At 55.7% G+C, this 20,601-nt stretch carries 19 protein-coding genes and 1 pseudogene; 7 read left to right on the top strand and 13 right to left on the bottom strand.

All coding sequences use genetic code 11. From position 1 onward, the window contains the following. Window positions 1-54: 54 nt before the first annotated feature. From DK459_RS05515 to DK459_RS05485, 7 genes and pseudogenes are all read right to left on the bottom strand, one after another. Entirely contained in the window at window positions 55-768 is a 714-nt protein-coding gene (locus DK459_RS05515; RefSeq protein WP_060720362.1) for a TIGR02391 family protein, read from the bottom strand. Window positions 769-863: 95 nt separating this feature from the next. Beyond that, entirely contained in the window at window positions 864-1,769 is a 906-nt protein-coding gene (locus DK459_RS05510; protein ID WP_060720363.1) for an AbiJ-NTD4 domain-containing protein, read from the bottom strand. 33 nt (window positions 1,770-1,802) lie between these two features. After that, entirely contained in the window at window positions 1,803-4,025 is a 2,223-nt protein-coding gene (locus DK459_RS05505) for a S8 family peptidase (RefSeq protein WP_110134526.1), read from the bottom strand. After that, window positions 4,022-5,179 (bottom strand): AAA family ATPase, encoded by a 1,158-nt coding sequence (locus DK459_RS05500; protein WP_060720365.1) that lies wholly within the window; start codon window positions 5,177-5,179, stop codon window positions 4,022-4,024. The genes DK459_RS05505 and DK459_RS05500 overlap by 4 nt, the downstream gene beginning before the upstream one ends. 195 nt (window positions 5,180-5,374) lie before the next feature. After that, window positions 5,375-5,923 (bottom strand): annotated as a pseudogene (locus DK459_RS05495) (tyrosine-type recombinase/integrase); the annotation flags it as partial. A gap of 407 nt (window positions 5,924-6,330) precedes the next feature. Then, window positions 6,331-6,528: an addiction module antidote protein gene (locus DK459_RS05490; RefSeq protein WP_048279607.1), complete on the bottom strand. Its 198-nt coding sequence runs from the start codon at window positions 6,526-6,528 to the stop codon at window positions 6,331-6,333. A gap of 147 nt (window positions 6,529-6,675) precedes the next feature. Continuing rightward, entirely contained in the window at window positions 6,676-8,430 is a 1,755-nt protein-coding gene (locus tag DK459_RS05485) for a hypothetical protein (protein WP_012540896.1), read from the bottom strand. Window positions 8,431-8,862: 432 nt separating this feature from the next. On the opposite strand from DK459_RS05485, the gene DK459_RS05475 reads away from it, so the two are divergent. Together DK459_RS05475 and DK459_RS30715 are read left to right on the top strand one after the other, a co-directional pair. Continuing rightward, window positions 8,863-9,453 (top strand): ComF family protein, encoded by a 591-nt coding sequence (locus tag DK459_RS05475; protein WP_012540894.1) that lies wholly within the window; start codon window positions 8,863-8,865, stop codon window positions 9,451-9,453. 582 nt (window positions 9,454-10,035) lie between these two features. Then, entirely contained in the window at window positions 10,036-10,311 is a 276-nt protein-coding gene (locus DK459_RS30715; RefSeq protein WP_172593518.1) for a helix-turn-helix domain-containing protein, read from the top strand. A gap of 54 nt (window positions 10,312-10,365) precedes the next feature. Here DK459_RS30715 and DK459_RS05465 read toward each other — a convergent pair whose 3' ends face one another. After that, window positions 10,366-10,740, bottom strand: a complete 375-nt coding sequence (locus DK459_RS05465) for a CopG family transcriptional regulator (protein WP_034025071.1) — start codon at window positions 10,738-10,740, stop codon at window positions 10,366-10,368. Between the two features lie 487 nt (window positions 10,741-11,227). Here DK459_RS05465 and DK459_RS05460 point away from each other — a divergent pair, with 487 nt between their 5' ends. The 5 genes from DK459_RS05460 (at window position 11,228) to DK459_RS05435 (ending at window position 14,813) form a co-directional block, all read left to right on the top strand. Then, window positions 11,228-11,437, top strand: coding sequence for a TraC family protein (locus DK459_RS05460; protein WP_000101767.1), 210 nt, complete (start codon window positions 11,228-11,230; stop codon window positions 11,435-11,437). A gap of 2 nt (window positions 11,438-11,439) precedes the next feature. Next, complete coding sequence (locus DK459_RS05455) at window positions 11,440-11,664, top strand: hypothetical protein (RefSeq protein WP_012540891.1); 225 nt, start codon at window positions 11,440-11,442, stop codon at window positions 11,662-11,664. 269 nt (window positions 11,665-11,933) lie between these two features. Next, window positions 11,934-12,728, top strand: coding sequence for a P-type conjugative transfer protein TrbJ (gene trbJ, locus DK459_RS05450; protein WP_012540890.1), 795 nt, complete (start codon window positions 11,934-11,936; stop codon window positions 12,726-12,728). 193 nt (window positions 12,729-12,921) lie between these two features. Next, on the top strand, window positions 12,922-14,490 hold the full coding sequence (trbL, locus tag DK459_RS05440) for a P-type conjugative transfer protein TrbL (protein WP_110134525.1): 1,569 nt from the start codon (window positions 12,922-12,924) through the stop codon (window positions 14,488-14,490). A 2-nt stretch (window positions 14,491-14,492) separates the two neighbouring features. Continuing rightward, window positions 14,493-14,813 carry a hypothetical protein gene (locus DK459_RS05435; RefSeq protein WP_023115107.1) on the top strand — a complete coding sequence of 107 codons (321 nt, stop codon included), beginning with the start codon at window positions 14,493-14,495 and terminating at the stop codon, window positions 14,811-14,813. A 536-nt stretch (window positions 14,814-15,349) separates the two neighbouring features. Here DK459_RS05435 and DK459_RS05430 read toward each other — a convergent pair. The 5 genes from DK459_RS05430 to guaA form a co-directional block, all read right to left on the bottom strand. Then, complete coding sequence (locus DK459_RS05430; RefSeq protein WP_233256763.1) at window positions 15,350-16,048, bottom strand: ABC transporter ATPase; 699 nt, start codon at window positions 16,046-16,048, stop codon at window positions 15,350-15,352. A 40-nt stretch (window positions 16,049-16,088) separates the two neighbouring features. After that, complete coding sequence (locus tag DK459_RS05425; RefSeq protein WP_012540887.1) at window positions 16,089-16,967, bottom strand: helicase RepA family protein; 879 nt, start codon at window positions 16,965-16,967, stop codon at window positions 16,089-16,091. A gap of 3 nt (window positions 16,968-16,970) precedes the next feature. Continuing rightward, on the bottom strand, window positions 16,971-17,201 hold the full coding sequence (locus tag DK459_RS05420) for an AlpA family transcriptional regulator (RefSeq protein ID WP_000410046.1): 231 nt from the start codon (window positions 17,199-17,201) through the stop codon (window positions 16,971-16,973). Window positions 17,202-17,492: 291 nt separating this feature from the next. Further along, window positions 17,493-18,695: a site-specific integrase gene (locus tag DK459_RS05415; RefSeq protein ID WP_023115105.1), complete on the bottom strand. Its 1,203-nt coding sequence runs from the start codon at window positions 18,693-18,695 to the stop codon at window positions 17,493-17,495. A gap of 308 nt (window positions 18,696-19,003) precedes the next feature. Beyond that, the gene (gene guaA, locus DK459_RS05410) at window positions 19,004-20,596 is read right to left on the bottom strand and encodes a glutamine-hydrolyzing GMP synthase (RefSeq protein WP_020928155.1); all 1,593 of its coding nucleotides are present in this window, start codon (window positions 20,594-20,596) and stop codon (window positions 19,004-19,006) included. Window positions 20,597-20,601 lie beyond the last annotated feature (5 nt).

The raw sequence follows: 20,601 nt of genomic DNA, 5'->3' as shown, positions 1-20,601 counted from the left end.
CATCGCCTGAGTCCCAACGGCCCAAGGTCGAACTACCGACGCAACTGGCGCGACTCAGCTCTTCGGAGCGTCTTTCGCTTCGTAGATCCGTCGGGCCAGAAGGCTGGCGAAGATCAGATACTGCGCGGCCTTCTCCGGGTCGAGATCATGATTCAGCGAATGCGCCTTGGGATTGCGAATACCAAGGTAAGCACCGACCAAAATCTGCATGAAACCCTTCTGCTCATTTCTGCCCGACTCCGTGTCGAGTTCGCTGAGGATCAAGTGCGGTTTTTCCAAGCTCAAAACTTGTGTCGCCAGAGCCGCGCCGTCGAGATCCAGGCCCGTGCGCTCTCGCATCAAATCAAAGATCGCAACGACGGAGTTCAAAACGGCATCGCGGTAGTGTCCGTCCACATAGTGCTGGAAGGCATGCGCGAAGATGACCGGATGCAGCAGTTCCTCAAAGCCGATGCTCGGTTTGGTGCCGGTCGCTTCGCGCACATACGATTCCGCCCTCACCTCTACTTGGGGAAGATCGCGCGCAAGGATGTCGTCGTAGTCATTGGCGTCGCCAAATCCGATATGCCTGCCAAGACTTCCCATGTCTTGCTCAGGGAACCCTGCACCGGTCCATAGCTTGCGCAGTAATTGATAGTCGGCTTTCAAATAGCCATTGATCAACTTGGCTCCTGCTTTATCATTGCTCGCAAGAAGGCCTTGTGCATCGATCGCTTTCTGACGCATTGCCCGAAACAGGGCATTTACCTCCAAGTACCATTCAAGCATTGCGTCTCTCCCCGATTGATCTTTTCCATTTCACAAGTCCCCCAAACCTGCATGAGCGATCGCCGCTATCACGCAACGTACGGGCTTTCGCGCTTTTACTTTTTCCTCAGCATCAACTGAATCATGGCGAACAGTCGATGGAACAGATAGTCAACCTGGTCCACATCGATCACCGGCACCTGGCTGATCTCCGAATGCCGAATGAGGTGACTGTTCCCAATGGAGTTCAGTTCTGTCGCTTCTGTCTCCAACCTCTCTCGCAGCGACGGTACGGAGGTAACTGCATCGAGGATGATCTTGATGGAGCGCTTCTTATCGCTCGGGTCAGCCAGTGACTTGAGTCGCTCCCATGCGTCCCACAACCGCTCCAGCGCTTCACGCCGCACCAACGGATTGCGGTCCGAAAACTTGGCCCGGCATTCGTCGAGCATGTTGTCGAGCGTGCGATCTCCCGTATTGAAAAGCGCTCGTTTCAGTTCTTCGCCAAGCACCGGCGGTAACAGTCGCTCAATTCGACCACTGGGCAGCATCTCGAACGAAACGCCGTTGCGCGCGAATATGCGATTGACGGTCGCACGAAAGTCCGCCTGCCCCGCCTCCTGATCGAAAGTCAGGTGATGATGGCTGAAGAAGTCGTGATACTTCCCCAGAATCGGCTTAGCCACTGACGCGTGAACAAACTCGATAAAATCCAAGATGAGCAAGGTATCCGGCGCGAACGGCTGTCGCTCAGCAAAGTAGCCCTCCCCCTCAACGGAAACGATCTCCAACGGCCAAGCCAGACCCGGCATTTCCGCACTGACGGAAGCCGCCAGCGCATCCGAGTCGCCCCCGCAAGTGGCTTGGCCATCCGGACAGCGTTCGGGAAAGCGTAGACCAAATGCGCCGCCGCTTATCAAGGCTTGTACCGTCGCCACAATGCCGGCCCAGACCGTCGGTGAGATCACCTGCTCGGTGCGTGCGCGTGGACCGTTCTGTCGGTCGCTGAAATAGTCGCTCATAGCGTTGATTTCATATTCGTTCTGCTTGATCCACTACACACGAATAGGCAGAGTGACCTTCGGCTGAATGGGCACCAACATCTTGGCGTAGGCGCGCAAAATGTCGTTGTACAGATCCGCGTGCTTGGGTGCCTCGACAGTGATAATTAGCGCGTAGCGAATCTTCTCCGCACTCGTCGTCGGCGCACCAGCCTCGCGTGCGTTGTAGTGGATGTCGAACACGGGGTTATCCAGGCTAGTGCCGCGCATGGACTTGTTGCCGTGCAGGACCGTCTCCCACTTGCCCATGTCGGAACGACGCTCCTCTTCCGTAGCGTACTTCTTCATATCGAAGAAGCCCTTCGTGTCCGCGTTGCTCTTGCCTTCCTTGACCTTCTTGTCGCTGGGCCGGAACACGATTTCCAAGCCGGCCCGCGTGTAGGCAACGGCATCCTGCGGGTCTGTCGGCGACGCATAGCAGAAGGTCGCCTTCAGGCGGATGTTGCCTTGCAAACCACCGGCAGGCAGAGGAAGTGACGCACGCAGGTATTTTCCCGGCTTCAGCTCACCCTGATAGACCACCCGTGCCACACCGGTTGGGCACGTAATGACATCCATCAAATCTTCCGGCACCTTGCCCCAACCGACTTCGAGCTTGTCGTGCGTGGATGAATCCGCAGCGTGAACAAGCAAGGCCTTGATGGCCAGCGGAGTCAAATCTGCACCGAGGATCGCTCGAACGCCGACGGCATTACGCAATAGATATGGCGACGCAAAGCTGGTACCCAACTGGGGCACTAGTGTCGGCTTCGCACCTGGCGCCAACACATGAAAATACTTGGAGTTAGCAGCATCCCCGCCGAAGGCCATGAGGTCCGGCTTCACCACGCCGGGGCTACGCCCCGGCCCAATGGCACTGTATACAGCGCGTGACCATGATGCGTCGACGTTGTCGGCAGCGCCCACAGCTAGCGCATTGACGCAGTCCGAAGGTACCTGCACACGGGCGTTTCCTACCGACCTATCCATTTGGCCATTGTTGCCAACAGCCACGGTCATCAACGTCTCGCCATCGCTGAGCAGGTCGTCGATCACGGAAGTCCAGGCATGCACATCCGTGTCATCAATTGGAAGATCCGGCCCAAGACTCAAATTGATGAACTGATACTGTCGCGACAACAGCACTTCTTCGACCAGTCCCAGCGTACGATACAGCTCCAACGGGTCTTCCGAGTCAGTCTCGCGATCCAGAACGCGCAAGTGATCGACGTAAGAGTAAGGGCGTGCAGCGGTGCTATTCGGAGCAATTGGGCCGAACAAGAATGCCGAAGTCACACCAAGGCCATGCTCCAAGCCGCCCGGATCGTCCTCTGCCTTTTCATCCAGAACGCGGTAGGTATGCAACCATGACGCAATGCCGTGCTGCTCGGGCAAACCGCCATCGAGGATAGCCACCTTAGGCTCGGACGATAGCGGCTGTTCCGTCGGCAGACTGCACGGCACCGTCACAGCCGCCGAACGCTGCACGGGACGCATACCACGCAGCTTCGGCATAGAACGAACCACGCGAACAAATGAGAATTCGGCCAGGCGCACAACGTTGTCATGCGTCCCCTCAACCGGGAGGAACCACAGATTGCCAGCGCTAAAGGCCAAGTCGGCATGAATCTTCACTCCGACATCAGCCGCGTACTTGGCAAATGCTCGCTGCACGAACTGATCGTTGTCGCCAGGAAGCAGGTGGATGCCAACCTCGAAGAAGCGATCCTTTTCCTCGCCGAGCGAAACGATACGATCCTTCGGCTCGAACGCGGAAATCCGCTCGATATGCGACAGATCCTTCGCTTCGTTCGACCCCTCCTCCAGTTGCCCTGCCCAGTCCTTCAACTGACGGAAGGCCTGGCGCCTGCCCACCACGAACAGCTCTGTGGTGGTCGACTCCCGCGGCGGCCCCTTCTTCGACCAGCCGTCCGGCGTCAGTTTGACCGCCCTGCTGCCGACCGATTCAAGACCTACGCTGCGCAGCATGGCCACCGGAAAAAAAGAGCGCGCAATGTAGCTGGGATTGAGAGCGAGGCGTGCTACTCCCAAATCCCCCGGGCAGGCATTGTCAGGCAAGGTATCGAGGCTTGCTGCAACGTCGACGAACTGCGGTGTCAGCCGACTCCTCGCCTGCTGCAGCGTGTAGACCTCAGCCTTATCCATACCACGCTTCGGACCCTTGATTTCGTGGGTCAGCAGCTCGCCGCGCCCGATGAGGAAATTGGTCTGGTTCATGCCTCACGCCTCCGTCCTTTTGGCGCGACGGTCGAACCGTCGCTTGTGTACTTGCGAATGGTGTCTCGGCTAACACCGGTGATATCCGAGATGCTGTGCTGGGACAGACGCGTCTGCCTAGCCAGCAGCACCGCCATATCGATGCGGCCCGGCCGATCCAGCGACAGTGCGCGCGCCTTGATGAATTCTTCGATCAAATCAGCATCTGGCGTCGTCCCCAACGCCACAGCCCGTCGGAAGCGCTGTATCTCGCGCTCGATGTCGCTGAAGGACTGACCGCGAAATGCGAAGGCCAGAATGTCGATCCAACGACCAAACAACGCGAAATCCGGCCCGAGGAACCGCTTGATCGCCTCTTTTACCGCTGCTGCCTCTGGCACCTTGAATTCCACTACCAGATCGAATCGTCGCCACAACGCCGGATCGATCAATTCCGGGTGATTGGTAGCAGCCAGTAGCACCCCCGTTGCGGGCCACTCATCGACCTCCTGCAGGATCACGGTCACCAGCCGCTTGAGTTCCCCGACATCAGCGTCGTCGCTGCGGCGCTTAGCGATCGCATCGATCTCATCCAGCAATAAGACACAAGGGACGCGCTTGGCGAAATCCAGCGCCGCACGCAGATTGCTGCCGCTACGCCCTAGCAGACTACTCATCACAGCCGTCAGATCGAGTACGTACAACGGCACGCCAAGTTGGGCAGCCAACCAACGCGCTGTCAGCGTTTTGCCAACACCTGGCTGACCAACAAAAATGGCAGAGCGCGTCGGGGTCAAACCCAGTGCGGCAAGACGGGCTGCCTGCTTGCGCTCCTGAATTAACTGACCGAGGGACTCCTCCAGGCTGGCGGACAGCAGAGGCGCCTCCCGGTCCGGAGAGTCCTTGAAAACCTTCAGCAGCGAGAGACGCGACTCGTCATCCACTGGGAGCACCTGCTCGGCCGGTGAAGGCGCAACCGTCTTGCGCAATGACGCCCCTGCCCGATGCGGCTTGGCGCGAAGAAACAGATCCACCTGCTCAGCCAACTCTGGCTCGGTGCCTCGGTACTTTCTGACCAGCCTCGCAGCGAACAGACGAACATCCTCCGTTCGCTCAGCCAGCGCCAACCGAACAACTTGGGCTAAATCAGCCTTCAAACCAGTCAACTCGCCCATAATATAACCAATCTATTGATTTATAACGGTTTTTAAAAACACCAAACCGGACTAAAAGTATTGTCTCACAGTTTTAGGATGGCTGTGAAGGAGATACTGAGCAGGCGCGGCCCGCCAACCCGCCCCTCTAGGGCGCAGGCGCTGAAGCGGCACAAGATGACGGAGGGCGCCACACTGCCGCCGAGCAGTACAGGCCACCTTCTCGCCATGCAGGATCGCAAAGGCATAGACCTGCTTCACGATGTCGCGGATGTGGACTACAGTCGCAGGCGCACCACAGGCTTTCACCTTGTTGCACAACGCGCGCAGATCGTCGGGACCAATCTCGGTGAGCAGTCGGTTCTGGAAGACGGGAAAGATGTCGCGGTCGACGATGCTCTTGCGCATTGCGCGCGTGCTGTCGGCCATGCGGGCATCGGCCAGCCAGCGGGCCAACATGTCGCCAAAGGTCTTGGCCGCCGTCAGCCGGCGCTTCTCGCGCTGCTTCTCCGGCGCGGGCGACTTGCCCTGAGCGACAGCCTTCTTGGCGTCAATCAGCCTTTCACGGGCCAAGGCCAGCGAAATCCCGGCGGGCCCATAGCGTCCGATGGCAAGCGTCTCGCGGCGACCGTTGAGACGGTAGTCGTAGCGGAAGGTGACGGTACCGACGGTTGATACCGTCACGTACTTCCCATCGCGGTCAGAAGCCTTATAAGTCGTGGACTTGGGCTTAATAAGGTTGCGCAGTGCGGTGTCGGTAAGCATCGAGGTTTTTCCTCCTGTTCGTGACGGCTTTTACCGTCAGGGGCCAGGAGACCTGCTGATGCCGGGAAAGCCGCATAAAACAAGCTTTCCCGAGGAGACTTTTACCGTCAAAGACCGGTTTGGTCTGAATAGTAAAAGGGGAGGGTCTTAATCCGGCCTCCGGTTCCCACCGTCAGTTCTACCGCCAACCTGTTCTGCTGGCCGGCGATAGTCACCGATAGCTGCCGCGACGCATTTCCTTCTAATTCAATACGTTACGGCACCCTTTCGATAGCTGACGATAGCCCCCCCCCCCGAGGGACCTAAATTCACTCCCACTCAATTATAAAACACCAAAAAACACCCTTACAAATCATCACGTTAATTGATACAAAGAACACTAAACCATGAAAAATACCATGCTCAAATCAGCGAGGTAGAGTGCGCCCTGTATCGGCGTCATCCGACCTAGCGTCATCTGCCGAGGCCGTGGCCATCAGCCGCAACAAGATGGCCAGCTCGGCTGGATCACCATTGCGGCGCACTTCGGCAAGCAGCTCCGCTGCATAGGCAGGATCGGCGCGGAAGTGCTCGGCCATCGCCTCATCGTGACTGCGGTCTTTCATCAATTGCCCCTGTTCGTAGCGCCCTCAAGTCTCATACATAGCCTACTCAGGCTAATACTAGACCATTTGATTCAGCCAATAGCTGCCGCTTCTGCCCATCGTCCTGTCTGCTAGACAGAAGCGACTTCACCGAAGCAGGGCGGTGGCTTAAAGGGCATCAGGCTGAATTAGTGTGGAAATCATGTGCTTGATGGTCAGGTTAGCCAGTTTTGTTCCCAATCCGGAGAAATTATCTTGATTGGGCCTGATATGCATCGCATCATTATAAATCACCGCCAACAAATAATAGACTTCAGGAACTGTAGTTCCCGCAGCCTCTGCGAATTGTAATTTGTTGACGGTTTTGTGTACCGACAGAAACTCTTCTCGGGACTCTTCCGCTAACGAATCAAATGTCAATTGCTCTACCTTTCGGCGTACGCCACTGCAAACTGCAAGGGGATCAAAGCCCTTACCTTCAACATATCGCTGCATTTGGCTGGCACAATGTACTGAAAACTGAGACGCCTTGGCCAAATCAGCAGGGAGTCCAAGGGCCTGAAACTCGTTAGATAGGTCTACGTCTTCAGAGTGGAAGTGCAGGAAGTGCTTAGAAATTGCATCCGATATGGCAGGGTCATCTCGCTTAGAGATTATGTTTTCGACCGCTTTGTTCGAGACCGCAATTTTGTTTAGATAACAAACTTTTTGATCGCTAAAAGTAAAATTCCTGAAGAACCCAGGATTTAAGTGAGTCATAATCAATGGAAAAATTTGGCGACCTTCAGATTTCAGTTCCGCAATCATTTGCGTCAGATAATATTGGCAGGCAACCAGATTGGCGTCATCCAGATAGTCAAATATCTCATCAATGACTAAAATAATGGCCTTTTTTTTCTTGAGTTGGAGCTTGGCTTTTTTCAACTGAGCTACAAAGCAAATGATATCTCGCTCTCCGTTGGAAATCTGATTTGCCTTCGGAAAGGCAATCACAAGTCCATCCGCTGTTTCCTTTGGCTGAATATTACGCCAAGTGCCTTTAAGCGCAGAGAAATCCTCAATATAGGCTGCTTTTTCGAACGCATAGTTAGCGCGCTCCCCTGCTTTTTTAAAGGAGGCCTTATCGTTGGCGTGAATATCACCAATCTGCAAGGCTACGAGGATAGCCTCGATTTGCGAGAAATCGTTTAATCCGGATTCCGCCAAGGCTGCCAAAATGCTGCTAACAAAGTCAATGGCTAACACCGCTTGTGTTGTTTCATCCTTAACATCGGCAAGGATTTTATCTGTATTTCCTGTCCCGGCGTTGATCTCATCTTGTAGAGCTTTTATTGCCTTCTTAACACCGGCCTGGTCCTGTTTGGTAAAATCTACCTGATTCCAAATTTTAGCCATTATCCGATTATCGGCAAGAAGATTTGAAATGTTTGGCAATACCTTTCCGTTTTTTCCGAAGCCCACTTTTACTGCTGCGAAGGAGTAGCTAAATTTTTCTTTCGGAGGAATATTTTTGATCAGTACGATCGGAGTGACTTCAATTGCTGAAGTGACAATGTTAGCGCCCGCAATTTTGAGTTTCTTTGCTTTCGAAACTAACTGGCTATTAATTACATGAACGCCAAATGTCGCTGCCAGTTCATTTTTTGTATGATTCGCTTCTTTTTCAATCTTGTCTCCGCCCTGCATGGTATAACTAATTTTAAGAGATGGATGGCGACCTTCATCACCCTTGTGGCGTTCGTCCTTATCCAAATCCATCTTTTTCGAACGCAGGCAACCAAAAGCAGCAGCAATAGAGCTTTTTCCGAAACCGTTAGGAGCTACAACGAGTGTCGGTTTGTTTGGAATAAGCTGAACATCAAAAACAGAGCTTTCGATCCCCTTAACATTCGTTATGGCGATTTTATCTATTCTTTTTATCATATAAAATTCATTCCATTAGTTAAATCATGTTTTAATGGACGCTCACCAGACGTCGGTTCATGCAGAAGCACGACCCGGAGCAGTCCTGATTGACTATACTGGCATTTACAGAATAACAATATTTAGCTGAGCGCGGCCTGCACAGGCATCATCCGCCCTCGCCTCACCTTCCGAGGGCGTGGGCATCTGCAGCAACAGATCGGCCATCACCATGTCATGCGATCTGTCTTTCATTGGTGCCGCCCTCCTTTCTCCAGTGACGATAAAGCATGCAACACACCAAGACAATTTCATTGTCCACATTTTGGATTGCACAATCCAACATCTATTCGCCAGATCACACCTTGAAAGATCATACAAAATTTTGTATATTCAGATGGCGTTTCTAGCAGCTTCCCCGACACTGCAAACAACCCAAAGGACCGCCAAAGCATGCAAGTTCAAGTCAGAAAGCTCGAAGGTAGCTGGGACCTCGGCTATGCCCTGCATAAGCATACGCTCTCAAGCGTTTACCTCGGGGACGATGAGTACGGACATCCCCGGTTTGACAACACTCGGTCTGAGCCAGGGGAAGCTCTCTACCAACTCAAGTACCGAGGTGACTGGAATCAAATCGCACCGCTGGCGGCGCAGATTCAAGCCACATTACTGCCATTGTTTGGGAAAATTGGCTTGATAATTCCTATGCCAGCATCCACCACCCGCGCTCGGCAGCCGGTAGATGAACTTGCGGCAGAACTCGGGAGAATTACCGGGATTCCGGTATTCAACAATATTGTGGTGAAAGCACCTGCACCGCAAGGTGCCCCTCAACTCAAAAACTTGCACAGCCGCGAAGAAAAAGATGCGGCTTTGCAAGGTAGGTTCAGCATCAATCCGTGTATCACCAATGAAGGCCGTTGGGATGCACTGTTGCTGGATGATTTGTTCGATACAGGCGCGACTATGGCCGCTGTTTGCAATGCACTGCGGACGTACAACAAAATAAATCGCGTCTACGCTGCCGCAATTACGTGGAAATAAGCTATGACAACAGTATTTATAGCCGGCTCAATCTCGATTAGTCGCCTGCATGCCAAGGTGCAGGAGAGAATCAACAAAATTGTGTCGTCAAACTTCAATATTGTAGTTGGTGACGCAGATGGTGCGGACTCATCCATTCAAGAGTGTCTTCGCAACTATCAAGCCAATAACGTGACGGTGTATTGCACGGGTGAAACCCCACGAAATAACATCGCCGATTGGCCAGTACACCGGGTTTACTCAAAAGCAAAAGTTGGAAGCCGAGCCTATTTTACAGCAAAAGACTTAGAGATGGCTCGCAGCAGTGATTATGGATTAATGATTTGGGACTGCAAAAGCACCGGAACCCTGAGCAACGTCATTGAATTACTTCGAGAGAGAAAAAAATCCGTTGTCTTTATCAACAAAGATAAGGATTTTGTGACGATTTCAGATATTTCGGGGCTTGAGCATCTTCTTACGTTTATGTCGCCACATGCCAGAACTAAGGCAGAAGAAAAAATCGGTCTCACATCAAAAATTGCCAGCATTTCACACGAACAGTTTTCCCTCGACGTGTCCGTAGAGGATAAGACTGCTGCCATGCCAGACGAACAAACAGGACAAGATCCATTTAATGAAAATGCTGCTCAAACAGAAAGCATGAAACTGCGATCAGAACTCATGTCCGCTCTTAAGCAGCATATCGTTAACGCCCATCTAAGCCAGTCACAAGCTGCCAAGGTTTTCGGCGTAACGCAGCCCCGAATTTCCGATCTTACGAGAGGCAAGGTCGATCTGTTTGGACTAGATGCACTGGTGAATATGGCAGCAACAGCGGGCCTACACGTGGAAATGCACGTTCGAAGAACGGCATGATTTCAACACCCATCAGCACGAACAATAAACCGAAACGGCCCGCTTGGGCCGTTGTCATTTCCGGGCAAAGACTATGGCGCTCATCTTCTCTCGAATCTGCGCCTGCAATTCCCTGAATTCGATCATCACGCTTTCGATGTCGATGGGCCTTGCACCTTGGCCTCGCTTTTCCGCAAGCCAGAGTTTCAACAGGCCAGCCACCCGGCCCAGGTCTCCATTCAGCTTCACCAGTTCACGCACTGCTTCAAGATCGGCACGTGCTCCGACCGGTCTATTCAGACCAACGGCGCGCAAATAAGCGGAACGAGACAAACCAGTTTGGTCAGCAAGCTCCGTAATCGCAGTTTTTTCCTCGTCCGTTACCCAAACCTCTATGGGCTTACCGCGCCGCCGCGCCGTCGTATTTTTTGGTGCAACCACGCCACTCATGATGATCAACTCCTATTAGGGACAAATTGTGCACTTGAACGCGGCAGCGTCTGTGTGCCTCGCAGAGCAGGATTCCGTTGAGCCGAAGGCGAATAAGGGGCGGTGTTGGATGGGGACGGGCGTGCCCGTACCCGTACAACACACATCCTGCCTGCTACTTCTCTGCGATTCTATGCGACTGGAGCAGAATCGCCATTAAAATATGGCGTAATCGCGTACATTCGCGCTAATTCGCATACATTCGCGTAGCGTCGCATTAATCAATTCTTTTAATCGCATAGAATCGCGTACATTCGCATAGAAATGCGTTTCCGATTGAGTTCATGAGCATCAAGGACTGACTGACACCAAAAGGAGGGGCTTTGAGAGGCCATCCGCTAGACCAGCCAAATCTAAGCCTTGTAAATTGCTAGACTCAGGTGAGAACATAGCCTCCGTTTACGCGCTTTTTTTCGAAACTCGATCATCAAGAAACAACGGAGTAATCATGGCACGAAAAACCCTCGCAGAGCGCCGTTCTGATGCCCTTTCGGAGCTTGAAATGGCGAAAGCAAGACTGGCAAAACTCGACAATGAGGCAGCAGAAAGAATCGGAAGAATTGCAATAAAGTCAGGATTGGTTAATCTTGAGCTGACGGACGATCAAGTCCGGGAAGAATTCGACAAAATCGTGGAAAGGATCAGCAAGGGGAATTGATCATGAAGACAGCTCACCGCATCAGCGCATTGGCCAATCAACTCAACGAACTGCAAGCCTGCCTCGGTCGAGCCAGCGGGCGGCCTGGCGACAGCGTTATGGAAGCCCAGCGCATAGCGGCCGAGCTGGCTTCTTCACTCGAAGATTGGCACCTTGAAACGCTACACATTCCTGAACCGGAGCGTGACCTCTATCGCGCACAGAATCCCTATTACGCTGCCCACTGACGCCGCGCACTGCCCTATCAAAAGCTCACTTCGGTGGGCTTTTTTTTGTCCGCAAAATGTATCAAAACGGACAACCAAGCTCGTTCCGCTTGTCATGAAAAACGCGATCAAAATCATAGCGTTGAGAAACAATCTCGTGAAAATTGACGGACAGTTTACGGACATAAATCATTGAATTCTATGCGGATACAAGATTATCCGCATATTTAAAACTGCTCCATATCGGTCAATAATCAAACCTCGGACGATGACAAAATGAGGTATTCGGTATGGAAATGGAATCGCAAAAAACGTCGGCTTATGCCGCCCGAAAATTCGGTCGAGGCGCGGCGCTCGCTCTAGCAATGGCAAGCGCAGGCCTTGGTGTAAGTCTCTACATGGCACCGGCTCCGGCCTATGCCATCTACTGCTCGAACTGCTCGACGTTCTATCAGCAGATGTACGAGTACGCCGAAGCGGTCAACACGCAACTGAACACGGCCCAGCAACTGGCAACGCAGATTCAGCAGTATCAAAACATGGTTACGCAGGGTCTGAGCTTGCCCAACTCCATGTTCGGCAGCATCGCGGCCGACCTGCAAAGCGTGGTGAATATCTACACGAAGTCGCAGGCCTTGGGCCGCCAAATCCAGAACATGGATTCGCAGTTCAACACGCAGTTTCCGGGCTTCGAGTCCTACCTGAATCAAGCCGCGAACTCGGAGGCAGTCCCGGCGCGGGATCGTTATCAGAAGTGGTCAGAGCAGGGGCGCGACAACGTGAAAACCGCGATGGAAGCGGCAAACCTCAATACCGGCACTTTCGAGTCTGAGGACGCGCAACTTGCCCGCATGGTTTCCCGTTCGCAGTCGGCCGCTGGCCGGATGCAGGCGATTCAGGCGGGCAACGAAATAGCCTCGCAGAACGTGCAGCAACTGCAAAAGCTGCGCGATCTGGTAGCCACGCAAATCAATATGCAGGGCAACTACATGGCCCAGCAAGGCGACCGGACGGCCGCTAGCGAAGCCGCCGAACAACAGTTTGAAGCGCGTAAAAACACACGCGGCGGCGTTAAGGGGTACTGAGAATGACTATTTCGAAATGGCTTATAGCCCTGATTTGCACCGCGTCCGCATTGGCCGGTTCTGTGGTCACTGTGGCTGTTCAAGGCAATAGCGAATGCACTGCGGTGTCGGAACAACAACGGCACCAGCGTGACGCTGATGCCGCATTTGAGGCGCGCCCGAACACTCGCGGCGGCGTCAAGGGGTACTAGTTATGGAACGTCGTCTGTTGTTGTTCCTTGTCCTAGCGAGCGTGCTTGTCGCCGGAAATGCTATGGCTGCGAACGACCTGTCCCACGCCGATACATCGGTTCAGGGCCTTCTCGATCTCGTTCTGCAGCAGTCGCACCAGTGGTCAGGAAAACTGTATTACTACGCCATTAGACTGTTCTGGCTGCTGGCCACCATCCAGTTCGTATGGACGCTTATGCCTCTGGTCATGAAGCAAGCTGATTTCGGCGAGATTGTCGGCGAACTGCTGCGCTTCGTGATGGTGATCGGTTTCTTCCTCGCAGTCATGACTTATTCCGTGGAGTGGTCGACGGCCATTGTCGATAGCTTCCGCGATGCGGCAGCATCGGCAAGCGGTCTTGGCCGTGCATTAGAACCCGGCGACATGCTCGCAGTTGCGCTGGATTTCGGCCGCACCATGGTGGAAGGCATTTCAGTGTTTTCTCCGGCCAAGGGAATTCTGATCGCTGTATGCGCTGTGCTGGTCTTGGCGTGCTTCGCCTTCATCGCAGCGTTCATGTTTGTGACGCTCGTAGAGTCCTACGTGATCATCAACGCATCTGTGCTGTTCTTTGGCTTTGGTGGTTCGCAATGGACGCGGGACTTTGCAACTGCGCCCATGCGTTTTACCGTCGCAATCGGAGCCAAACTGTTCGTCTTAACGCTGATTGTCGGCCTGATCGTACAGTCGGCTAAGCAGTGGCTAGCAGCCTACACCAACGACGAAGCGTCATTGATGACGATGGTCGGTCTGGCCTTGGTGTGCTGCTATCTGACGAAGACCATCCCTGATCTGATCGGCGGCATGATAAGCGGCACATCGATGGGCGGCGGCTCCGCCATTGGCGGGATGGCGGTAGCCGGTGCTGCCGGGGCCGCCGCAGCGGCGGCCACCATCGCCACGGCTGGGGCCGCGGCTCCTGCTGCTGCCGGTGCGGCGGGTGCCGGAGGGATTGGCGGCGGCGGTCTGGCCGCCGCAATCAATTCCAGCTTTGCCAGTGGTGGTGCGCCCGCAGCGGCCGCAACAGGTGGGGGCGGTGCGACCTCTGGTATCGGCGCGAGCACTGGCGGCCAAACGGCGGCCAAGGGCGCGGCGTCGGTAGGTGCCCGAGTGGGCGGTAGCGGCGCACCACAAACGCCGGGGGCCGCGCCGCAGCATCCTAGCAGCGGAGTGCAGCAGGCAGCCAAGCAGGCCGGAAAAGCGGCGCAGGGCAACGACAACAACGACCAGCAAGCGACACCAAAAGGGGGAGTTGTCAGCTCCGGCAACGCACTTTCCCAAGCGGCCAATGGTGGTGCAAAGATGCTCGGCGTAATGGCCTCGATGGCAGTGCCGGGCATGGAGAACGCGCACTCTTTGTCTCTTGGCGCAGGCTCTCCACCACCTGTTCCCGACGATGCCAACTCGACAGCCCCGGCCAACGGCGCGGAAACGGTAGTCGAGGAATCTAATGTTATCCGACCAGCTTCGGACACCAGTTCTACTCCCGGTCGCCTCGCTTCGCTCGACGTGCAGGGCACCGCTTCGAACAACGATCAACTGGAGAAATAACCATGTTTGACATTCTGATATTCGCTGGATTTGTAGTATTCGCCTCGACCTTCGCTATCGGCATGTGGGCGCTCGGCCGATGGCTACGTAGCAAGGGCTACGGGCCACAGCTTGATAGGCTGGATCGCCAATACACGGCCTTACAGCTTCGGGTAAGCCCGCTCGCCCTGTCAGCTTCCTATCGCATGTTTTCCGGGGCACAGGCGCTGAACCGTCTACCGCTGCTTGGCAGCAAGAATAACGCCGCTCTAAACCAGCAAGTGTTGATGGCCATCCAAGCCGCACAGGAAGCTCAAAGGCAGGAGAAGCGCGACAATAGCTGATCGCTGGCCAGCCACCCAAACAACCCCGCCTAAGTGCGGGGTTTTGTTTTCCTGCCGCAGCTTCTCCGTCTATTACACACCGCAAAAACGGCCTGTATAGCGCTGTGAGAAGTTTTCACACATGACAGCCACAACCCCCATTCCGACACTGAAAAAACGCCGCCACGGCCCATACGGGAGGGATTTTGGACGCTTTCGCAGGCCGTTAGAGGCCTTATGCTCGTTTTGGCCCTGCCCTTCCCTTTTTGGTGCCTGATGTCTTTTTGCCGGTTTCAACGGCTCGACCAGGTGCTACGACCGGTGGGTAATCCACGGAACTAACCGCGTCGACGACGGCAGGCCCGCCCTACCTTTTTGGTGCCCAACGGCCGTAGGCCGACTGGCAAGGCCGGACCGCGCCTCAAGCGCGGGCTGTGCCGCGCAGGATCTGAATATCCTGAATATCCTGCTAACTCCGGGCGGGTGTGCGACGTTTCGGGCGGTTGTGCGACGCTACCGGGCGGTTGTGCGACGCTATGGGGCGGGTGTGCGACGCTTTAGGCGTCACCAGTACCTTTTTTCCTCAACCGGTCGCCATCTAGAATCAGGCCGAGCGCCTTCAATTCGTCGGCATCTTCTCTCAGCCTGAATCGTGCATCTCGCATTGCTTTGCTCGGCACGATCCCAGCAACGGCCACGATAACGGTATCAAGATACCAACCGCCTGTCGGCTCTATTTTGTGGCTCAAGACGTGCCTTGCGACTGCTTGGCTGATGCCATGCTGTAGGCGAGCAATGGGGGCTGGGTCGTAGTACAGACTCAAGTCATGCTCAAGCAGCATCACCAGCGCTACGCCAAGGCGCACTCTCCACAGATTCCGCTCTCCCCCTGTTAGGGGATCAGGCCGTGTCATGGGCGATGGGATAACGTGATCAATCAATCCCCCGATTATTGGGAAATCGAATTGTGGCGTCTCAATTGTGATCGTCGCCGCTCGCAGCTCGGCCAACAGCTTTTCGATCTGCGTAAAGCTGTAGCGGCTGTCGGAAAGCGTCTTTCTCACCCGAGCGGGGTCTACCAGCAGCTCTACGCCGCCGTCAGAGACAGGGCGCCGACGTTCTGCGCAGTACAGGACCGCTTCCACAATATCGGCGTGCCTCTGGCCTAGCCTGCCTGCCACGCGGCAGCGGCCAAATGATGTGTCTGTCCAATCACCCTCGCGCAATCGCGGGCGCTGGCTAGGCTGATAGAGCATTACCCGCGCCTGTGCGCTAGTACTGGTGGGGGTCACAGCATTACCACCGCTCATCGTCACTCCCACTTACGACGTGCAGAGTGCGTTCCTTCGTCACCGCCGCCAATTCCACCGGCAGCAACACGCCGCCGTCATGACGCTGATACCAACGATCAGCGTCAATCTCGGCGTAGTTCTGTTTGCTAACGCCGAAACGAACGAAGAACTTCCGGCGGTTTTCCCCGATAGGCTGTCGGTCATATATGCGATCACTGAGGCGTTCGGCCTCAGCCTCGGTCATTCTGGCGACATAGCCACACCAGCGGGCATTGTCGATTAGAGCGGATGCGCCTCGTGCCGCCTGCTGTTGATCCGTCTGCCCCTCGCGGGCACTGCCCTTGCTGACATGATGCAGATACAGAACTGACGCCCCGGTGCTGGCCGCAATATGCTCCAGCGTGGCGACAAGCCTTGCCATGTCGCCATTGCTGTTCTCGTCCCTGTCATGAATGCGGCTCAGGGTATCCAGTACGATCAATCGGGCACCGGCGCAAAATTCAATGACGCGGGCAAGGTGCCGCTCATCCATCACGTTCAAGCGCTTACCCATGATCGGCTCAAGGGTGAGGTTCTGCGCGATGGCGTCGCGTGACTGCTGGTTCAGGTGCTGGCCAATGGAATGAATACGGCGCACCAGTGCGACTGCCGGGTCTTCCCCGGCGCAATAGACCACGCGGCCAGTACTGGCCGGGGAAAGCCCTAAAAGATCACCACCCGCGACGCTGCACGCGATGGTCATTGCGGCTTCCAGCGCCCAGAAGCTCTTACCTGTGGCTCCGGGAGCCACCAACGCGCCTACTGTCCCTGCGAGGAAGCCCGGCCAAATAAAGTCTAGTGTGGGCGGTTCGTTCTCGAACGCTGCCCGTAAGTCAATCGCCACAATTCAAGCCCCCATTCCGGGGCGAGGGGCCGGGCTGGAATGTTTGCACGCATCAATCCATGCCTCAACCTCAGCCAAATCCCACACGACCTTGCGGCTACTGAGTGCAATGCGCTGAGGGAATTTCCCCTGCTTTTCAAAGTTGTAGATCGTGCGCTCGCACAGCGGAATCATCTCCAGCAGTTGCTTTTTGCTGATGAGAACTTTACTGGCTCTCCTTAATTCTTTTTCCACACCGAATACCTCGTTTTGTCATCGTCCGAGGTTTAATTATTGCTACACAATGCCGGTGTTTTCCAGCATTAATGAGCTATTTTTTCGTTCTAAATCAATGAGTTAGTCGTCCGGCAAACGTATAGTTTCGGGACAGCGACAATCGCCCAATCTTTTGTTTTTTCGGAAGTTTTCTTAAGGAAATTCTGGAGAGGAAGAGTGTCCAGCAAACGTCTATTTCGGGACAAAAAAAATGCCCACCGAAGTGGGCATTTCGCTACAAAATGGAGGTCTCAAGGCTCCGAATCAGCCCTAGAGGCGGGGCTTCCTGATTGTCCACTCGTCAATCATGTCCGCCCAATCCTGTAGCATCGCCCGGCGCTGGTCGCGATATTCGGCCTTGTTGTAGACGGCGCGAACGCCCTTCTGTTCGTGCGCGAGGCACTTCTCAATCCAATCGGTGTTATAGCCCGCCTCATGCAGCAGCGTGCTGGCCGTACGCCGCAAGTCGTGCGGTCCGAACTTGCCAAGCGACTGCCCTTCTTTCTGCGCCAGACGATAGGTCAGCGTGAGCACCTGATTGAGCGTGGCGCTGCTCATCGGCAAATCCGAGTCATAGCGCGATGGCAGAACGTACTCCGAGCCGCCCGCGAACGTTTTCAGGGCTATGAAAATGTCCAGCGTCTGCCTCGACAGGAACACCAGATGGGGATTGCGGCGCTTCATCCGCTCCTTGGGGATTGTCCAGAGCGCGTCGGTGAAATTGATTTCGCTCCACGTTGCGTTGGTCAGTTCGCTCTTGCGTACCATCGTCAGCAACAGCAGCTTGGCGGCCGCGCGGATCGAAGGTGTGGTGCCGATGCGCTCCATGTACTGGTACATCAAGGCGATTTCATCGGGCGTCAGCGCTCGATCTCGCGGCTCGAACTTGGCGATGGTCGAGGGGCGCACCAAATCGGCCGGGTTTTCGACCTTCTGGCCGCGTTCGATGGCCCACCGAAAGACCTGCATCACGATTTCGCGGCAAAGCACGGCCGTTGCCGGTGCCCCGCGCTCCACGATGGCATCAGCCAGCGCCCGTAAATCTTCATGGGTGATTTCTGTCAGCTTCTGGTTGCCGAACTTCGGCTTAAGCTCGCGCTCGAACGTGGCTCGACGCATATCGCGAGTCTTCTCTGCCATCTGATAGCCGCGCAGCCACTTCTCGGCCCACGCGCCGAATGTCTCGGCATCCTTGACGCGTGCTTTGTCCCGCGCCTTCTCCTTGGCTGGAGATTTCCCTGCGGCGATCATCTTCTTGGCTTCACCCAGCCGTTCGCGTGCTTCCGCTAGCGTGATCCCTCCGACACCGTAGCGGCCGAAGGTGATTGTCTCCTGCCTGCCGTGGATCGAGTAGTTGTAGCGGAATGAAATCGAACCCGCTGGCGTGATGGCCACGTAGAGGCCGTCACGGTCATTCACTTTGTAGAGCTTGTCCTTTGGCTTGAGGTTGCGCAGCTTGGTATCAGTCAGCATGGTCGGGTTGGGTTTCCTCTCAAAAATACCATGTTCAAAAAGCCCCACAAATCCTCAAAAAAACTCTTTAAGAACAATTCGTTACCTAAATTCAATACCATGAAAACCCCATCAGAGGCGGCATGGTATCGAGTGCCGAACATGGCATCAGGTTCAAATCGTACCATCTACCATGCCATAGAAACTGGGTGCTTGGCGATGCGAAAATTTGCCAGACAGTGCGACGCCAAGAACGAAAAAAGCCCGCAATTACGCGGGCTTATGGGTGTTTTAATGCTCTTTGGTGCCGGTCTATACCGGACGTGGGATCATTCCCACTCAATCGTCGCAGGCGGCTTGCTCGACACGTCATACACCACCCGATTGATCCCCCGCACCTCATTGATAATCCGCGAGGAAACCCGAGCCAGCAACGGATGCGGCAACGGCGCCCAATCCGCCGTCATGAAGTCAAACGTCTGCACAGCCCGCAGCGCGACAACGTACTCATACGTCCGCCCATCCCCCATCACCCCCACCGACTTCACCGGCAGGAACACGGCGAACGCCTGCGAGGTCAGCTCGTACCAGGTCAGGCCGCTGGCCTCGTCCTTGGTGTTGCGCAGCTCTTCGATGAAGATCGCATCCGCGCGGCGCAGCAGCTCGGCGTACTCATGCTTGACCTCGCCCAGGATGCGCACGCCCAGGCCAGGACCCGGGAACGGATGGCGGTAGACCATCTGCGGCGGCAGGCCCAGGGCCACGCCCAGCTCGCGGACTTCGTCCTTGAACAGTTCGCGCAGGGGTTCCAGCAGTTGCAGGTTCAGCGTGTCCGGCAGGCCGCCGACGTTGTGGTGCGACTTGATCGAGGTGGCCTTGCCGGTCTTGGCGCCGGCCGATTCGATGACGTCGGGGTAGATGGTGCCCTGGGCCAGCCACTTGGCGCTCTTCTGCTTGCCGGCCTGTTCCTGGAACACTTCGACGAATTCGCGGCCGATGATCTTGCGCTTGGCTTCGGGGTCGGCCACGCCGGACAGCTTGCCCATGAACTGGGCGGTGGCGTCGATGTGGATGATCTTGACGCCCATGTTCTCGGCGAAGGTCTGCATGACCTGCTTGCCTTCGTCCAGGCGCAGCAGGCCGTGGTCGACGAAGACGCAGGTCAGTTGGTCGCCGATGGCCTTGTGGATCAGGGCCGCGGCCACCGACGAATCGACGCCGCCGGACAGGCCGAGGATGACTTCGTCTTCGCCGACCTGCTCGCGGATGCGGGCGACGGCTTCGGCGACGTAGTCAGGCATGTTCCAGTCGCCCTGGCATTCGCAGATCTCGTTGACGAAGCGGGCCAGCATGGCCTTGCCTTGCACGGTGTGCGTGACTTCGGGGTGGAACTGCACGGCGTAGAAGCGGCGTTCTTCGTCGGCCATGCCGGCGATGGGGCAGGACGGCGTGGAGGCCATCAGCTTGAAGCCCGGCGGCAGCTCGGTGACCTTGTCACCGTGGCTCATCCAGACCTTGAGCATGCCGTGGCCTTCGTCCGTGGTGAAGTCTTCCAGGCCTTCCAGCAGCTTGGTGTGGCCGTGGGCGCGGACTTCGGCGTAGCCGAATTCGCGGTGGTCGGAGAAGCTGACCACGCCGCCCAGCTGTTGCGCCATGGACTGCATGCCATAACAGATGCCCAGCACGGGCACGCCCAGCTCGAACACGGCGTGCGGCACGCGCATGGAGCCTTCTTCGTAGGCCGATGCATGGCTGCCCGACAGGATGATGCCCTTCAGGCCCTGCGCCATCTGGTCGCGGATGAAGGCATCGTCGACGTCGCCCGGGTGCACTTCGGAGTAGACGCCGGCTTCGCGCACGCGGCGGGCGATCAGTTGGGTGACTTGCGAACCGTAGTCGAGAATGAGGATGCGCTGGTGCATGGAGA

This window comes from Achromobacter sp. RW408, from assembly GCF_003184165.1.
Taxonomy (GTDB): Bacteria; Pseudomonadota; Gammaproteobacteria; order Burkholderiales; family Burkholderiaceae_B; genus Achromobacter; species Achromobacter xylosoxidans.
The sequence above is the reverse complement of the archived record's forward strand: the minus strand, read 5'-3'. Positions and strand labels throughout refer to the sequence as shown.

What these genes read in the sequence shown, in the direction of transcription:
- DK459_RS05515 (WP_060720362.1), bottom strand. Translation starts at nt 768, where the DNA reads ATGCTTGAATGGTACTTGGAGGTAAATGCCCTGTTTCGGGCAATGCGT.
- DK459_RS05510 (WP_060720363.1), bottom strand. Translation starts at nt 1,769, where the DNA reads ATGAGCGACTATTTCAGCGACCGACAGAACGGTCCACGCGCACGCACC.
- DK459_RS05505 (WP_110134526.1), bottom strand. Translation starts at nt 4,025, where the DNA reads ATGAACCAGACCAATTTCCTCATCGGGCGCGGCGAGCTGCTGACCCAC.
- DK459_RS05500 (WP_060720365.1), bottom strand. Translation starts at nt 5,179, where the DNA reads ATGGGCGAGTTGACTGGTTTGAAGGCTGATTTAGCCCAAGTTGTTCGG.
- DK459_RS05490 (WP_048279607.1), bottom strand. Translation starts at nt 6,528, where the DNA reads ATGAAAGACCGCAGTCACGATGAGGCGATGGCCGAGCACTTCCGCGCC.
- DK459_RS05485 (WP_012540896.1), bottom strand. Translation starts at nt 8,430, where the DNA reads ATGATAAAAAGAATAGATAAAATCGCCATAACGAATGTTAAGGGGATC.
- DK459_RS05475 (WP_012540894.1), top strand. Translation starts at nt 8,863, where the DNA reads ATGCAAGTTCAAGTCAGAAAGCTCGAAGGTAGCTGGGACCTCGGCTAT.
- DK459_RS30715 (WP_172593518.1), top strand. Translation starts at nt 10,036, where the DNA reads ATGCCAGACGAACAAACAGGACAAGATCCATTTAATGAAAATGCTGCT.
- DK459_RS05465 (WP_034025071.1), bottom strand. Translation starts at nt 10,740, where the DNA reads ATGAGTGGCGTGGTTGCACCAAAAAATACGACGGCGCGGCGGCGCGGT.
- DK459_RS05460 (WP_000101767.1), top strand. Translation starts at nt 11,228, where the DNA reads ATGGCACGAAAAACCCTCGCAGAGCGCCGTTCTGATGCCCTTTCGGAG.
- DK459_RS05455 (WP_012540891.1), top strand. Translation starts at nt 11,440, where the DNA reads ATGAAGACAGCTCACCGCATCAGCGCATTGGCCAATCAACTCAACGAA.
- trbJ (WP_012540890.1), top strand. Translation starts at nt 11,934, where the DNA reads ATGGAAATGGAATCGCAAAAAACGTCGGCTTATGCCGCCCGAAAATTC.
- trbL (WP_110134525.1), top strand. Translation starts at nt 12,922, where the DNA reads ATGGAACGTCGTCTGTTGTTGTTCCTTGTCCTAGCGAGCGTGCTTGTC.
- DK459_RS05435 (WP_023115107.1), top strand. Translation starts at nt 14,493, where the DNA reads ATGTTTGACATTCTGATATTCGCTGGATTTGTAGTATTCGCCTCGACC.
- DK459_RS05430 (WP_233256763.1), bottom strand. Translation starts at nt 16,048, where the DNA reads ATGCTCTATCAGCCTAGCCAGCGCCCGCGATTGCGCGAGGGTGATTGG.
- DK459_RS05415 (WP_023115105.1), bottom strand. Translation starts at nt 18,695, where the DNA reads ATGCTGACTGATACCAAGCTGCGCAACCTCAAGCCAAAGGACAAGCTC.
- guaA (WP_020928155.1), bottom strand. Translation starts at nt 20,596, where the DNA reads ATGCACCAGCGCATCCTCATTCTCGACTACGGTTCGCAAGTCACCCAA.